Origin of the sequence: Winogradskyella algicola (genome assembly GCF_005869935.1) — a bacterium.
GTDB lineage: Bacteria > Bacteroidota > Bacteroidia > Flavobacteriales > Flavobacteriaceae > Winogradskyella > Winogradskyella algicola.
Genome location: NZ_SZQF01000004.1, coordinates 1 through 14887, shown reverse-complemented (window position 1 = coordinate 14887; position 14887 = coordinate 1). Strand labels below are relative to the sequence as shown.

Sequence of the window (14887 nt, the reverse complement as noted above, 5' to 3'; positions counted from 1 at the left end):
CAAAGTTCTGTCTCCATTGATTTATTTCGGACTTAAAAGTTTATGAATATGTTAACTTTGGCTTTTTTAAAATGAAATTTTATAACTCTAGCATGACCATAAACTGCAAAGGCCAACTTATAGACATCTCTACACCCAAGGTGATGGGAATTCTCAACGTTACACCAGATTCTTTCTACGACGGTGGACAATATAAAGATGAGAAATCAATTTTAAATCAGGTTGAAACCATGCTGAACGAAGGTGCTACTTTTATAGATATTGGTGGCTACAGTTCACGTCCTGGTGCAGATGATGTTAGTGAAACTGAAGAATTAAATCGTGTGGTGCCTGTTGTAAAACTTATTCTGAAACATTATCCTGAGACTCTAATTTCTATTGACACATTTAGAGGTGAAGTTGCCAAAAAAAGTATTGAAGCTGGCGCTGCAATCATCAATGATATTTCTGCTGGATATTTGGACCAAAACATGATTGCAACTGTTGGGCGACTAGGCGTACCATACATTATGATGCACATGAAAGGGAATCCTAAAACTATGCAACAGCAAACTGATTACGATGATTTGGTAAAAGATATCAACAGCTATTTCGCAGAACGTATTGCAAAAGCGCATGCTGCAAAAATCAACGATATAATTATAGATCCTGGATTTGGCTTCGCTAAAACACTAGAGCAAAATTACGAGCTACTCAACAATATGGAGTTATTGCAAATAGTAGACAAACCTATCTTAGCAGGTGTTTCAAGAAAATCGATGATATACAAAACACTGAACACCACTTCTGAAAACGCACTTAATGGCACAACCGCATTACACATGGTGGCTTTGCAAAAAGGTGCAAAAATCTTACGAGTGCACGATGTAAAAGAAGCTGTTGAGTGTGTGATGTTGTTTAATAAACTAATTAAGAACTAAATGAAAAAGTTATTATATATCTTAGCAATAACTACTTTTTTAGGCTGCAACAATGAACGCGTACTGCTGCTACCTGAAATTGAAAATGCAGAAGTCACAGAAGTTTTAGATGTTTCACCTGTTTATATTTTTTATGACGAAACCCAACCAGACTCTACCCTTTTCAATAGAAAAAATCTTATTGGTACTACAAACTGGTTAGTTAATGTAGACAGGCGCTTAACTTTGAGGCAGGCTATTCCTCATATTCAATATCTGCAAAACAAACGTAAAAAAGAATCGATGCACAAAAATGAAGATGCAAAGAATTATTTTACTTGTAATGATACAAGTATTAAGAATTTGGGGTTTTTAGAGTTTACTGAGGTTAAATATAGATTTATAAAGAATCATAAAAAACCTTATAATATATTAATTGATAGCTCAAAACATAAATCTGATAACATCTATCCCAAAACAACCAAATGGACTTTAGACTTTGACATTGATAGTTTAGTCATTTTAGATTTTAAAAATGATGAATTCGCAACATTAAATTTTCAAAATTTTGATGAATTTATTCAAATCTATGAAACTGATAATTTCCAACTAGATTTATATTTTAATAAAAATCTCGGGTTTCAAAATTATATTTCAATTAAAAAAAAATTAAAGAAGTTGAAAAACAACAATATCATTATAAACTCTAACGAATTCATTTATTAACATAAATTATTAAATTAGCAAAAAGCACTAACCTTGGAAAACCTTCAACTTTGGGAATTTAGATTTATAGATTTTGTAGATGTTTTCCTTGTGGCTATTCTACTCTATTACATCTACAAGCTTGTAAAAGGCACTGTGGCTATCAATATTTTTATTGGTATTCTTATCATCTATTTTGCTTGGAGACTTACAGATTACCTGCAAATGCAGATGCTCTACAGCATTTTTGATGGTTTTATGAAAGTTGGTATTATTGCACTTATTGTGGTCTTTCAGCCAGAAATCCGAAAGTTTTTACTACTCGTAGGCTCAACTAATATTGGAGGCAAAAAAGGAATTTTTAAAAATTTTAAATTTCTTAAAAACGAAAATCAGACTTCTACAGATGTCGAAGCTATTATCAACGCCTGCAATAGAATGGGCGCTACAAATACAGGAGCATTAATTGTTATTGAACGTAATAACAATTTAGATTTCTTAACAAATACTGGTGATGATACTAACATTTTAGTTTCTCAGCCCATTATTGAAAGTATTTTCTTTAAAAATAGCCCACTACATGATGGTGCTATTATTATTGATAAAAACGTAGTAAAAGCAACACGTGTTATCTTGCCTGTTAATAACGAAAAACGTATACCAGAACGTTTTGGTCTGCGCCACAGAGCTGCCATTGGTATTACTGAAAAAACAGATGCACTTGCCATTGCTGTGAGTGAAGAAACAGGGCAAATATCATACATTAAAAACGGTGAGTTTGTAATGTTTAAAGACACTGATGATCTTGTAAAAAAGATTAAGGAAGACTTAAACTAAGTAATGAATTGTAAAAATTGCCATAAGGTCCTAAAAGACACACAAAAGTATTGTGATGAGTGTGGTGCAAAAGTGATTCAAAACCGTTTAACACCAAAGATTATTGCAAACCAAATAAATGAGCAGTTTATTTCTTTAGACAACAAGTTTTTAAAAACATTTATTGATCTTTTTAAACAACCAGAATCAGTTATAGTCAATTATATTGAGGGTACTAGAAAAAAGTATATCGATGTATTACAATACTTCGCTGTATCCTTAACTCTTGCTGGTATTCAGGTATTTTTAATGACCACTTTTTTTAACGATGTCATTGGGTTTAATACTGAATTTATTGAAGGTGTTCAAAATCTACCAGGACAAGAAAACAACCCTTTTGCTGGTATAGAATACGACATGTTTACAAAATACCAAGGCCTTATTTATATCTTAACAGTTCCTCTATCTGCTCTAGGCTCATGGCTAGCATACTATGTTACTGGCAATAGAAAATATAATTACACTGAACATCTTGTATTAAACCTATACTACTCTGCCCAAATAATTATAATTACAGCTTTTTTTAGCATTTTATTTTTACTATTTGGTTTAAACTATCTGATTGTTTCCACCATACTTACGTTACCTACGTTCCTATATTTATTCTATGTACTTAAACGTATATTTAGAGAAAGCTTTGTGAATACTTTGGCCAAATTCTTAATCACAATGATTATTTATATGGTGTCAATATTATTCTTAATGGTATTGGTTATTATCATTTTAGTAGTTAAGCAAATTCTTAATCAATGAATTGTAAAAACTGCAATACCGAGTTAAAAGAGCAATATGATTATTGCAGTCGTTGTGGTGCAAAAGTAATCCGTAACAGACTTACCTTAAAAAACTTATTTACACATCTTAGTGAAACCTTTTTTAATTACGACAACAAGCTGCTCCAAACTTTTATTCAGCTTTTTAAAAAACCAGAAGATGTTATTGTTGGTTATATAAATGGCACCAGAAAAAAGTACGTAAACGTTATCAGCTATTTTGCCTTAGCCATTACTTTGTCTGGTCTACAAATTTATGTCTTACAGCAATTTCAGACTGATATTTCACTTTACGATTTAAATACAGAAATCGGTAAAACGCAGCAAGCTGTCTTTGATTCTACATATAGTTTTATGACCGACTATCAGTCCCTTATAATGATGTTATATATACCAATCTATGCCTTAATCGCAAGGCTTACTTTTATAGGTATAAAAACATATAATTACACGGAATTAATTGTTATTTTTTTGTACGGCCAAGCACAACTATCTATATGTATCGCCATCTTAACAGTTGCGTTAGTACCCACTAAACTAATATCTTTTGAAGCATTTGGATTGCTTACGATACCAATTATGGTTTTATATTTTACATACTGCCTTAAACGTGTTTACGGTCTTAGTTTTACCCAAATACTACTTAGATCTCTTCTATTTATTGGTATTCTAATCGTACTATTTGTCATTATAACAATAGCATCTACCATTATAATGTATTATAATGGGTCATTGGACGCTATGATAGAAGCCAAAAGAGCTGAAATTGAAGCTGCCAAAACAATAAAAGATACGATTAATTAAACGGCCTCAGCCTTTAAGAACTGAACTTCATAAAGATTTTTGTAATAACCATCTTTCTTCTTAAGTAAAGATTTGTGTGTTCCAATTTCTACAATCTGTCCAGCATCCATAACAATAATTTTATCAGCCTGCTGAATAGTCGCCAATCTATGTGCAATAACAATTGATGTTCTTCCTTTGGTAATTGTATCTGTAGCATCTTGTATTAATTGCTCAGAATATGAATCTACAGAAGAAGTAGCTTCATCTAAAATTAAAATACTCGGATTAGTGACATAAGCCCTTAAAAACGAAATCAGTTGACGCTGACCAGAAGAGAGCATAACACCACGTTCCTTTACATTATAGTGATAACCACCGGGAAGACTTGTTATAAAGTCGTGTATACCAATAGCTTTTGCAGCAGTGACAACATCGTCTTCTGTAATATATTCGTTATTGAGCGTAATGTTATTTAGAATGGTATCAGCAAACAAAAATACGTCTTGCAATACGACTGCGATCTGGTTACGTAATGAACTTAGGATCATATCCTTTATGTCTGTACCATCAATTCTTATATGTCCAGAATTTATTTCATAAAAACGATTCAATAAGTTGATGATTGTAGATTTTCCGGCTCCTGTAGCCCCTACGATAGCGACTGTTTCACCTGCTTCTACATTAAAAGAAATGCCTTTTAAAACTTCTTCATCTTTAACATAAGAGAATCTAACATTATCAAACTCAATTGCACCTTTAAAATGATTGGCTTCAATGGTTCCAAAATCATCTATATTAGAAGTGGTATCTAACACCCTAAACACACGATCAGCAGCCACCATGCCCATTTGTAATGTATTAAATTTATTGGCGATTTGATACAATGGTCTAAAAAGCATTGGAATAAACATTGTAAACGAAATCAAATCACCCAAGGTTGTAGTTGCGCCTTGGTTTATGGCTGTAAATCCTCCAACTAAAATTACCAAGGCCATAGTAAGTGAAGACACAAATTCAGCTACTGGAAAGAAAATGGAATTATACCAAACGGTTTTTAACCAGCCTTTTTTATGACGTTCGTTTATTTCTTTAAACTTTGTGTATTCAGTAGCTTCTCGTGTAAACAACTGTAAAATTTTCATTCCGGTAACACGCTCTTGTACAAAAGAATTAAGGTTGGAGACTTCTGTTCGCACATCTTCAAAAGCACGTTTCATGTACTTCTGAAAAATCTTGGTAGCAACAATAATTACAGGCATCGTTGCAAAAACAATTAAACTCAATTTTAAGTTGATAAATGCCATAAAAATTGCCACCACCAACATTTTTAGAATATCACTAAAAATCATGAACAGTCCTTGCCCAAAAATATCTGCAATACGCTCCATGTCTGTTACAGCTCTGGTTATTAAAACACCAACAGACGACTTATCAAAATAAGTCATTTTAAACTTTAGGATATGCTTAAAAAGTTTAACACGAATATCTTTTACAACAGACTGGCCCAGCCAACTTGCGTAATAAATAAATAGTAACTGAGATACAACTTCCAAAACAAGAAGCACAAGCATAATACCCATGTAAAACACAAAACCACTATACTCTTTATTGGCTATTTTAATATCTATCGCATCCTTTAAAATCCTTGGTCTTAACGCACCAAAAACAGCTAAACCAATAACACAAATCAGTGAGATTACAAATACCGTTCTGTAGGGCTTTATGTAATGTAATAAACGCTTAAAGAGCGTTGTGTCAAATATTTTCTTTTTATTTTTTTCTGCCATCGTAAGCCAAAATTAGCTCTATAAATGCTTATTAAACTCTAATAGTTTCAGGATATTCAATATTTACCAAATATAATCCATGTGCAGGAACTGAAAATCCTGCATTGCCCCTATCCTTTGATGCGATTATTTGATGTAAATCTTCAGGTTTTAATTTCCCTAAACCAATATTTACCATAGTACCAACAATGGCTCTAACCATATTTCGCAGAAACCGATTAGCCTTTATGGTGAACAAAAGTTCATCATCATTTTGAGTCCAAAACGCTTCCATAATATTGCAATTATAGGTTTTTACATCTGTATTACTCTTAGAAAAGCATTGAAAGTCTTTATACTCAAATAAAATTTTACAAGCATTGTTCATGGCATCTACATCTAAAGGCAAATGCATTTGATACGAATAATCATAATCAAATACATTTTTTAATGTTGAAACTCTGTAATGATATGTTCTGCTCAAAGCATCAAACCTAGCATGCGCTTGAGATGTAACTTTAAAAATATCATGAATGGCTATATCTTTGGGTAAAAAGGAATTTAACTTGTAAGTAATATCTTTTTCTTTAAAATTCCCTTCAAAATTAAAATGAGCATACATTTGGGATGCGTGCACACCTGCATCAGTTCTACCTGCACCAACAATATCGATAGTTTCTTTTAAAATAGTACTCAGTGCTTTTTCTATAACTTCTTGTACCGAAATAGCGTTTGGCTGATTTTGCCAACCATGATAGGCTTTACCATTGTATGATAACTCTAAAAAATATCTCAAAAGATTGGCTATTTTTGCTTTTTAAATCACAAAGATACATAGAATCGGTAGTTAATATCACAATATTATCTTAATGCAAAAGATACTCCTCTTATCAGATACACATAGTTACATTGATGACACTATTATTAAATATGTAAAGCAAGCCGATGAAGTTTGGCATGCTGGTGATATCGGAAATTTAAAAGTAACCGATGAAATAAAAAAACATAAGTCATTAAAAGCTGTTTATGGCAATATTGATGACACCAAAGCAAGAGCCGAATTCCCTTTAAATCTGCGTTTTAAATGTGAAGATGTTGATGTTTGGATAACACACATTGGTGGTTATCCTCCTAAATATAATGGTCGGGTTAGAGAAATACTTCAAAATAATCCGCCAGATTTATTTATTTGTGGTCATTCTCACATTTTAAAAGTAATTCCAGATAAAAAGTTACGTCTTTTACATATGAATCCTGGTGCCATAGGTAAGCATGGTTTTCATCGTAAAAGAACAATGTTGCGCTTTAATATTGATGGTAAACAAATAAAAGATCTCGAAGTTATAGAATTTGATAGATAAAAATGAAAAACCCAGACGGCAGCGTCTGGGTTTTTCGCACTAATACTACTAAGATTTTAGGTTCTATCGTAATCTATCTACAGATTTTACAAGATCTTCGTCCTTTTTAATAGCCTTGTTTGCTAAGACTAAACACACAATAGAAAAAATAGGAAGAAGAATCCCAATACCTTTCTCAGAAACATTCGTTTCTCCAGATATATTTAGAGATTGATATACAAAGATTCCTAGTAAAATAAAGTTTAATATTATATTAACTCGTCCCATTACAAATTGAGACTTTCTATTTTTAAAACTAAAAATCGAAATTAAAGATAATAAAGCCGACGCTAAAAACAAGCCCAAATACAAATAATTATCTGTTGCAAAAACTTTCGTATCCTCAGTGTTAGTCCACAGATGAAACACAAATATTAGTCCTGCAGAAATAACTACAGATAAAAATAAATAAAGTGTTTGTATGCGCTGAATCATATCTTCAATTAAAAATTGCTAGGCAAAATTAGTAGTTTATTTTTAAAAAGATAGAAATTGTTTTAAAATAAAATTGTATTATTGCAATAGAATGAAGCAACGAATTGATTTGCATCATTCTATCTTCCAAATTAATTTCACTTTTTTTCTTTTTATTTCATTTAGAAAATATTGAATTAATAATATCAAATTGTAATACATTATATAACATACGAATGTTTGAAATTTCACAGTTAAAAGCTAAAAAGCTTCCTGAGTTACAGGATATAGCTAAACAACTCAATGTACCTAAGTATCGCTCACTAAAAAAGCTAGACTTGGTATATCAAATCTTAGATTATCAAGCTGCAAACCCAGAAGCAGTAAAAGCAAAGGTTGAAACAGACTCCAACCAAAAACCAGAGCAAAAGCAAAATAAGCCTCAACAAAAAAGAGCTAGAGTACAGAGAAAACCAAAAGAGAATAACGATCAAAAATCTTTGGAGTTTTCAGATAAAAAAGAGGACGCTAAGCCAAAAGAACAAAAATCGAATAAGTCTAACAACGACAAGCAAAATCAGCAACGTCAAGACAATAAGTCTAACGATCGTAAAGAAGACAATAGACGTTCTAACAACAACAATCAGAAAAACGATAATAGACAAAACCGAAATAACAATAATAACAATCAGAAAAACAATGGCAACAAGGATAACAGAAACCGTTATCGTGAGCCAGATTTTGAGTTTGATGCTATTATTGAAAGTGAAGGAGTCTTAGATATAATGCAAGATGGTTATGGATTCTTGAGATCTTCTGACTATAACTACTTAACCTCGCCTGACGATATTTATGTATCACAATCTCAAATACGTTTATTTGGTTTAAAGAAAGGTGATACTGTTCTTGGTCATGTAAGACCTCCTAAAGAAGGTGAAAAGTATTTCCCTCTTATTAAGGTGAGTAAAATTAATGGTCAAGATCCTAATGTTGTAAGAGATCGTGTTGCTTTTGAACATTTAACTCCTCTTTTCCCTAAAGAGAAATTTAATATTGCTGAAAAACAAAGCACTATTTCTACGAGAATAATGGATTTGTTTTCGCCTATTGGAAAAGGACAACGTGGTATGATTGTATCACAACCAAAAACTGGTAAAACTATGTTACTCAAGGATGTGGCTAATGCAATAGCTGCTAATCACCCTGAAGTATATCAAATGATATTACTTATTGATGAAAGACCTGAGGAAGTAACAGACATGCAACGTAATGTACGGGGTGAGGTTATTGCTTCTACTTTTGACAAAGAAGCTCACGAGCACGTAAAAATTGCAGATATTGTTTTAGAAAAGGCAAAACGATTAGTAGAGTGTGGACATGATGTTGTCATCTTATTAGATTCTATTACACGTTTAGCAAGAGCATACAATACGGTTCAACCTGCTTCTGGTAAAATCTTATCTGGTGGTGTTGATGCAAATGCTTTACACAGACCAAAACGTTTCTTTGGTGCGGCTCGTAATATTGAAAACGGAGGTTCCTTAACAATCATAGCAACTGCATTAACAGAAACTGGCTCTAAAATGGATGAAGTTATCTTTGAAGAATTTAAAGGTACTGGTAATATGGAATTACAATTAGATCGTAAGATTTCTAACCGTCGTATTTTCCCTGCTATAGACCTTACTTCTTCTAGTACAAGACGAGATGATTTATTATTAGACGATAATACAATTCAAAGAATGTGGGTAATGCGTAAATATCTTGCAGACATGAATCCGGTTGAGGCGATGGAATTTATAAATGATCGTTTTAAACAAACTAGAAACAATGAAGAGTTCCTGATTTCTATGAATGGATAAAACAAATCTTCAAAAACTATAATAATGTAGAACAGCCTTGAAAACTAATTCAAGGCTTTTTTATTTTTAATTACAAAAACTGATAATATTTTGACATAAAAAAAGGCTTTCGATTTCGAAAGCCTTTATATATTCTTAGCGGTTTCTGCTATTATAGAGCAGCAACATGTTTAGTTAATTGAGATTTTAAGTTCCCAGCTTTATTAGAATGAATAATATTCTTCTTAGCCAACTTATCAATCATACTTATAACAGTTGGCAACATTGACTTTGCCTCCTTAGCATCAGTTAACTCTCGTAATTTTTTAATAGCATTACGAGTAGTCTTGTGCTGATATCTGTTAAGCACTCTCTTCTTTTCGTTACTTCTAATTCTTTTTAAAGCTGACTTATGATTTGCCATTTTATTTTTTCTTATTAAAAATTGTAGCCCGTAGGGGAATCGAACCCCTCTTACCAGGATGAAAACCTGGCGTCCTAGCCGATAGACGAACGGGCCATTTGGTTATTTACTTATTTAAATGAACCTACAATGTTTCCATTGCGGATGCAAAAATACAACTATTTTTAAATGTTGCAACAACTAACTTATTTTTTTTGAAAAAAATTTAATACGCCTTTGCAAAAAGCACACGCTGATTGGATGGATTACCAGTAAACACGCACTTTCCGTCTTCTTTTTTATTATCTAAAGGTATACATCTAATAGTTGCTTTTGTTAGCTCTTTTATTTTTTGCTCTGTCTCTGCCGTACCATCCCAATGTGCCGAAATGAAACCTGTTTTAGTTTCTAACACTTTTTTAAACTCTTCAAAATCATTAACCTGTGTAATATGAGAATCTCTAAAGTTTAAAGCTTTGTTAAATAAACTCTCTTGTATTTCCTCAAGCAAATCTTCAACAACCACATTAACTCTATCTAAAATTACAGTCTCTTTAGTAAAAGTATCTCTTCGAGCTAATTCTACAGTTTCATTTTCTAGATCTTTAGGACCTATTGCTATTCTTAATGGCACACCTTGCAATTCGTGTTGAGCGAATTTAGCTCCTGGTCGCAAAGTATCTCTACCATCAAACTTTACTCTGATATTCAATTCTTTTAAATCGTCAGTTATTTGGTCTGCTACTTTTTTAATAGCCTCAAACTGTTCTTCATTCTTATAAATGGGAACTATCACAACTTGATAAGGTGCTAGATTTGGTGGTAAAACTAAACCTTTATCATCACTATGCGTCATAATTAATGCTCCCATTAAACGTGTAGAAACTCCCCAGGATGTTGCCCAAACATAATCTTGCTTTCCTTCCTTGTTAGTAAATTTAACATCAAAGGCCTCAGCAAAATTTTGCCCTAAAAAATGGGATGTTCCAGCTTGTAGAGCTTTTCCATCTTGCATTAAAGCTTCTATACAATATGTGTCTTCGGCACCAGCAAAGCGTTCACTCTCTGTTTTTACACCTTGAATAACTGGAATAGCCATAAAATTTTCTACAAATTCAGCATATACATTATTCATCTGTATAGTCTCGGCAATTGCTTCTTCTTTGGTTGCATGGGCTGTATGTCCCTCTTGCCACAAAAACTCAGCTGTTCTTAAGAATAATCTGGTTCTCATTTCCCAGCGAACAACATTTGCCCATTGGTTTACTAAAATTGGTAAATCTCTGTAACTTTGAATCCACCCTTTATATGTATTCCAAATTATCGCTTCACTAGTTGGTCTAACAACAAGTTCTTCTTCTAGTTTAGCATTAGGATCTACTCTTAACTTACCTTCATTATCGGGATCAGACTGTAATCTATAATGAGTTACTACAGCACATTCTTTTGCAAAACCCTCTGCATTTTTCTCTTCAGCTTCAAATAAACTTTTTGGAACAAACAAAGGAAAGTAAGCGTTTTGATGTCCAGTTTCTTTAAACATCCTATCTAACTCTGCCTGCATCTTCTCCCAAATTGCGTAACCGTAAGGTTTGATAACCATACATCCACGTACGGCAGAATTTTCAGCTAAATCGGCTTTTACAACCAATTCATTATACCATTTTGAATAATCTTCAGCCCTAGTAGTAAGATTTTTACTCATTTTCAATGTTTTGGCACAAATATTGTGACTATGTTAAATAAAAAAATAGTTGCGCAAAACTAACTATTTTTGCTATGTTCAACAATAAAATATAAGAGATATGCAATTTAAAACTAATACTAAATACAAATTGCCATTTTTTGTTGTACTCGGTTTAATGACCGTGTTAACTTCATGTGGTTCTTTTCAATATGTAGGTTACGATGACGACGGCATTTATTCATCTGAAGATTATGATACCGCCAGTGTTGAACAACCTGTTGCTACTACATCTACTGATGATTCTGATTATTATAAAAATTATTTTGCTGAAAATGCGGCACAAATAGATGCTGCTATGGAAAATAGCGAAATATTTACTGACATAGACTCTTATGAGGGTAATTACCTGGAAAGAGCTCAAGAAACTACTGAAGAACGCCCAGTTTATGGCGGCTGGGGTCAAAACAACGAAAGTGTTACAATTAATATTATAGATAATGGCTGGGGCTGGAATGACCCATGGCTTTGGAATGCTGGTTGGGGCTTAGGCTGGAATAACTGGGGTTGGGGACGACCTTGGGGCTGGGGTTGGAACAATTGGGGTTGGAACGCTGGCTGGGGCTGGAATGCTGGCTGGGGTTGGAATGCTGGTTGGGGTTGGAATGCTGGTTGGGGCTTGGGCTGGAATAACTGGGGCTGGGGTCCTGGTTGGGGCTACGGTTGGAACAACTGGGGTTGGAATGGTTATTATAGAGGTAATCGTTATGCTTACAATGCTGGTAGAAGAGGCTCAATGCTTAGTAACAATTATCTAAATCGTGCCAACAGGAGTACTTCTGCATTGTCTAGAAGAAACTATTCTACTAATAGATTGTCTCGCGGTGCTACAAGATCAAGCAGATTAAACTCTACAACTCGTTCTTCTAGAAATAGTACAATACGAAATTCTTCTACGAGACCTAGCTCTAGGGTTACAAGACCTGGTACCAACAGATCTTCTGGCTCAATTAGGTCTACAAGAAGCACACGACCGTCTAGTTCAGTTAGATCTACAAGAAGTTCAAGATCTTCAGGCTCTGTTAGATCTTCGAGAGGCTCATCATCTAGATCTTCTGGAAGTATGCGCTCTGGAGGCGGATCAAGGTCATCTGGCAGCATGCGTTCTGGTGGCGGTAGACGAGGCAGAGGATAATAGATTAATTCCCTTAAAATAAAATTAACTTATGAAAAAATTACTTATGTTATGCATAAGCATAGCGAGCTCATATTATATTTTAGCGCAAGATATATCAGACGCTGTTCGCTATTCAATGGATGAAATTCAAGGAACAGCTCGTTTTAGAGCTATGAGCGGAGCTTTTGGTGCACTTGGTGGTGACATGTCAGCCGTTAATATTAATCCTGCAGGTTCTGCTATATTTAATAATAGCCACACCTCTGTTTCTATTGGTGTTTTTAATAAAAATGATGATATTAATTATTTTAATGGATTTACAAGTGCTTCAAACTCAAACTTCGATTTAAATCAGTTTGGAGCAACATTTGTATTTGTTAATAGAAATGAAAGTTCACCTTGGAAAAAATTTACTCTAAGTGCTGCTTACGATAGATCAGCTGATTTTGATGACGATTGGGTAGCTACAGGTGTTAACCCTAATAACTCCATAGGTAGCTATTTTCTCTTAAATGCACAAGGTAAACGTTTAGATGAGATATCAGCTTTTACTGATGAGACAATCTCTCAGGCATACTCTGAAATTGGATCATTCTATGGATTTGAAAATCAACAAGCATTTTTAGGATATGAAGGATTTATCATTGACCCTGTAGAAAACACGGATGAAAATACTGCTTATACGTCTAATATAGATCTTAACGGAACTGATTATAACCAAGAGTATTACTATTCTAGTAGAGGTTACACTGGTAAACTAGCTTTTAATCTTGCTACAAGTTATGAAGACAAGATATTCTTAGGAATTAATCTTAACGCACATTTTATCAATTATGAGAGAAGTACGTTTTTGAACGAAACTAATTCAAATACAAATTCTACCATAACTAATGTTGATTTTGAGAACAATCTATTAACAACAGGAAGCGGATTCTCTTTTCAATTAGGAGGAATTGCAAAAGTTACGGAAGAGTTCAGAGTTGGATTGTCGTTTAACTCACCTACTTGGTTTAGAATATCAGAAGAAACATCTCAATATTTAGCAACTACAAGTACGACCGAAGGTAACACAATCCTAAACCCAAATGTGGTTAATATTTTCCCTGAATATAGATTACAAACACCTTCAAAACTTACAGGAAGTTTAGCATATGTTTTTGGAAAACAAGGGTTACTCAGTTTTGATTATTCTATCAAAGATTATAGTAACACAAAGTTTAGACCAACTTCTGACACTTATTTTTCAGCTTTAAACAATAGTATTAGTAATACATTAGATACAGCAAACTCCTATAGAGTCGGTGGTGAATATCGATACAAACAACTAAGCTTTAGAGGTGGTTACCGTTTTGAAGAAAGTCCTTATAAAGATGATACTTTCTTTGGAGATCTAACAGGGTATTCATTAGGTCTTGGCTATAATTTTGGTAATATTAATCTTGATTTAGCTTTTAGTCAAGCTGAGCGCGATACAAATTACCAGCTTTATAACGTTGGGCTTACAGATTCAGCACAGTTTGAATCAAAATTTACTGATGTTATTTTAACTCTTGGGTTTAAAATCTAATTATACCGTATAGTTCTCCAAAAGCCTAAAAAGTATTAGAACTCAATAATCAATGATTATTGAGTTTTTTTATAATCTTATTCTAAACCAAGGGTATTATTCTAACAAAAATAAATACATTCTTCTAAGAGAAGAAAATAATATTAGGATTCAAAATATAATTTGCATTTTGAAAACTTATTTCAATTTTAGAATGTAAAACCTTTAATTCTAAAAGTAAAGATAATTGGCTTTAACACCAACAAAAATCAAACTTAGCCTTATTAAACTTAAAAAAGCCTGAACTTTAAGTTCAGGCTTTTATTCCGAATTATTTGTTAATTATCGTCGTAAAGTAAAATGGGCTTTAAACTCTTTTATCTGGTTGGTCAGGGGCTCCAGGTACTCTACCGTGAACCAGTAGTCGCTCGATGGCATGTTGTTGCCGTTGAACGTCCCGTCCCATCCCTGGCCTTCCGGGCTGATCTGCTTGAGCAGTTTCCCGTAGCGGTCAAATATATAAATTTTGGCAGTACTTCCAATGCCTTCTATGTTCCATGTTTCATGGATGCCATCTCCGTTGGGCGTAAAGTACTTTGGGTAATCCACCACAAAAA

15 protein-coding genes and 1 tRNA gene are annotated in these 14887 nt (G+C 33.3%); 9 read left to right on the top strand and 7 right to left on the bottom strand.

Features of this window, described 5'->3' with window-relative positions:
• Nucleotides 1-92 precede the first annotated feature (92 nt).
• Genes folP through FC091_RS07590 form a run of 5 tightly spaced genes read left to right on the top strand, consistent with a single transcriptional unit; the run spans nucleotide 93 to nucleotide 4057 of the window.
• A complete protein-coding gene (gene folP / locus FC091_RS07610; RefSeq protein ID WP_138433896.1) occupies nucleotides 93-920 on the top strand; it encodes a dihydropteroate synthase in 828 nt (275 codons plus the stop codon).
• The gene (locus FC091_RS07605) at nucleotides 921-1625 is read left to right on the top strand and encodes a hypothetical protein (protein WP_138433682.1); all 705 of its coding nucleotides are present in this window, start codon (nucleotides 921-923) and stop codon (nucleotides 1623-1625) included.
• A gap of 33 nt (nucleotides 1626-1658) precedes the next feature.
• Nucleotides 1659-2441 carry a diadenylate cyclase CdaA gene (gene cdaA, locus FC091_RS07600; RefSeq protein WP_138433681.1) on the top strand — a complete coding sequence of 261 codons (783 nt, stop codon included), beginning with the start codon at nucleotides 1659-1661 and terminating at the stop codon, nucleotides 2439-2441.
• Nucleotides 2442-2444: 3 nt separating this feature from the next.
• Nucleotides 2445-3233 carry a DUF3667 domain-containing protein gene (locus tag FC091_RS07595; RefSeq protein ID WP_138433680.1) on the top strand — a complete coding sequence of 263 codons (789 nt, stop codon included), beginning with the start codon at nucleotides 2445-2447 and terminating at the stop codon, nucleotides 3231-3233.
• Entirely contained in the window at nucleotides 3230-4057 is an 828-nt protein-coding gene (locus FC091_RS07590) for a DUF3667 domain-containing protein (protein ID WP_138433679.1), read from the top strand. The genes FC091_RS07595 and FC091_RS07590 overlap by 4 nt, the downstream gene beginning before the upstream one ends.
• Here the strand turns inward: FC091_RS07590 and FC091_RS07585 are convergent.
• Both FC091_RS07585 and truA read right to left on the bottom strand, forming a co-directional pair.
• A complete protein-coding gene (locus FC091_RS07585; RefSeq protein WP_138433678.1) occupies nucleotides 4054-5826 on the bottom strand; it encodes an ABC transporter ATP-binding protein in 1773 nt (590 codons plus the stop codon). The two genes, FC091_RS07590 and FC091_RS07585, sit on opposite strands and share 4 nt — an antisense overlap.
• Nucleotides 5827-5857: 31 nt before the next feature.
• A complete protein-coding gene (gene truA, locus FC091_RS07580; protein ID WP_138433677.1) occupies nucleotides 5858-6601 on the bottom strand; it encodes a tRNA pseudouridine(38-40) synthase TruA in 744 nt (247 codons plus the stop codon).
• A 73-nt stretch (nucleotides 6602-6674) separates the two neighbouring features.
• Here truA and FC091_RS07575 point away from each other — a divergent pair, with 73 nt between their 5' ends.
• Nucleotides 6675-7166, top strand: a complete 492-nt coding sequence (locus FC091_RS07575) for a metallophosphoesterase family protein (RefSeq protein ID WP_138433676.1) — start codon at nucleotides 6675-6677, stop codon at nucleotides 7164-7166.
• 63 nt (nucleotides 7167-7229) lie between these two features.
• Here the strand turns inward: FC091_RS07575 and FC091_RS07570 are convergent, their stop codons facing one another.
• The gene (locus FC091_RS07570; RefSeq protein WP_138433675.1) at nucleotides 7230-7640 is read right to left on the bottom strand and encodes a DUF4293 domain-containing protein; all 411 of its coding nucleotides are present in this window, start codon (nucleotides 7638-7640) and stop codon (nucleotides 7230-7232) included.
• Nucleotides 7641-7855: 215 nt separating this feature from the next.
• Here FC091_RS07570 and rho point away from each other — a divergent pair, with 215 nt between their 5' ends.
• Nucleotides 7856-9481 carry a transcription termination factor Rho gene (gene rho, locus FC091_RS07565; protein ID WP_138433674.1) on the top strand — a complete coding sequence of 542 codons (1626 nt, stop codon included), beginning with the start codon at nucleotides 7856-7858 and terminating at the stop codon, nucleotides 9479-9481.
• Nucleotides 9482-9632: 151 nt separating this feature from the next.
• Here the strand turns inward: rho and rpsT are convergent, their stop codons facing one another.
• The 3 genes from rpsT to proS all read right to left on the bottom strand — a co-directional run bounded on the left by rpsT (nucleotide 9633) and on the right by proS (nucleotide 11568).
• A complete protein-coding gene (rpsT, locus tag FC091_RS07560; protein ID WP_138433673.1) occupies nucleotides 9633-9884 on the bottom strand; it encodes a 30S ribosomal protein S20 in 252 nt (83 codons plus the stop codon).
• Nucleotides 9885-9908: 24 nt separating this feature from the next.
• Nucleotides 9909-9980, bottom strand: a tRNA-Glu gene (locus FC091_RS07555).
• Nucleotides 9981-10089: 109 nt separating this feature from the next.
• The gene (gene proS / locus FC091_RS07550) at nucleotides 10090-11568 is read right to left on the bottom strand and encodes a proline--tRNA ligase (RefSeq protein WP_138433672.1); all 1479 of its coding nucleotides are present in this window, start codon (nucleotides 11566-11568) and stop codon (nucleotides 10090-10092) included.
• Between the two features lie 100 nt (nucleotides 11569-11668).
• Here proS and FC091_RS07545 point away from each other — a divergent pair, with 100 nt between their 5' ends.
• The gene (locus FC091_RS07545) at nucleotides 11669-12742 is read left to right on the top strand and encodes a hypothetical protein (protein WP_138433671.1); all 1074 of its coding nucleotides are present in this window, start codon (nucleotides 11669-11671) and stop codon (nucleotides 12740-12742) included.
• A gap of 31 nt (nucleotides 12743-12773) precedes the next feature.
• A complete protein-coding gene (locus FC091_RS07540; protein WP_138433670.1) occupies nucleotides 12774-14291 on the top strand; it encodes an OmpP1/FadL family transporter in 1518 nt (505 codons plus the stop codon).
• A gap of 321 nt (nucleotides 14292-14612) precedes the next feature.
• Here the strand turns inward: FC091_RS07540 and FC091_RS07535 are convergent.
• The coding region (locus FC091_RS07535) for a T9SS type B sorting domain-containing protein (protein WP_138433669.1) at nucleotides 14613-14887 on the bottom strand (275 nt) is incomplete at its 5' end.

Excerpts from the sequence above, each read along its gene's own strand:
- FC091_RS07540 (WP_138433670.1), top strand. The coding sequence starts at position 12,774 with ATGAAAAAATTACTTATGTTATGCATAAGCATAGCGAGCTCATATTAT.
- FC091_RS07605 (WP_138433682.1), top strand. The coding sequence starts at position 921 with ATGAAAAAGTTATTATATATCTTAGCAATAACTACTTTTTTAGGCTGC.
- FC091_RS07590 (WP_138433679.1), top strand. The coding sequence starts at position 3,230 with ATGAATTGTAAAAACTGCAATACCGAGTTAAAAGAGCAATATGATTAT.
- FC091_RS07595 (WP_138433680.1), top strand. The coding sequence starts at position 2,445 with ATGAATTGTAAAAATTGCCATAAGGTCCTAAAAGACACACAAAAGTAT.
- FC091_RS07585 (WP_138433678.1), bottom strand. The coding sequence starts at position 5,826 with ATGGCAGAAAAAAATAAAAAGAAAATATTTGACACAACGCTCTTTAAG.
- rpsT (WP_138433673.1), bottom strand. The coding sequence starts at position 9,884 with ATGGCAAATCATAAGTCAGCTTTAAAAAGAATTAGAAGTAACGAAAAG.
- rho (WP_138433674.1), top strand. The coding sequence starts at position 7,856 with ATGTTTGAAATTTCACAGTTAAAAGCTAAAAAGCTTCCTGAGTTACAG.
- folP (WP_138433896.1), top strand. The coding sequence starts at position 93 with ATGACCATAAACTGCAAAGGCCAACTTATAGACATCTCTACACCCAAG.
- FC091_RS07575 (WP_138433676.1), top strand. The coding sequence starts at position 6,675 with ATGCAAAAGATACTCCTCTTATCAGATACACATAGTTACATTGATGAC.
- proS (WP_138433672.1), bottom strand. The coding sequence starts at position 11,568 with ATGAGTAAAAATCTTACTACTAGGGCTGAAGATTATTCAAAATGGTAT.
- FC091_RS07570 (WP_138433675.1), bottom strand. The coding sequence starts at position 7,640 with ATGATTCAGCGCATACAAACACTTTATTTATTTTTATCTGTAGTTATT.
- FC091_RS07545 (WP_138433671.1), top strand. The coding sequence starts at position 11,669 with ATGCAATTTAAAACTAATACTAAATACAAATTGCCATTTTTTGTTGTA.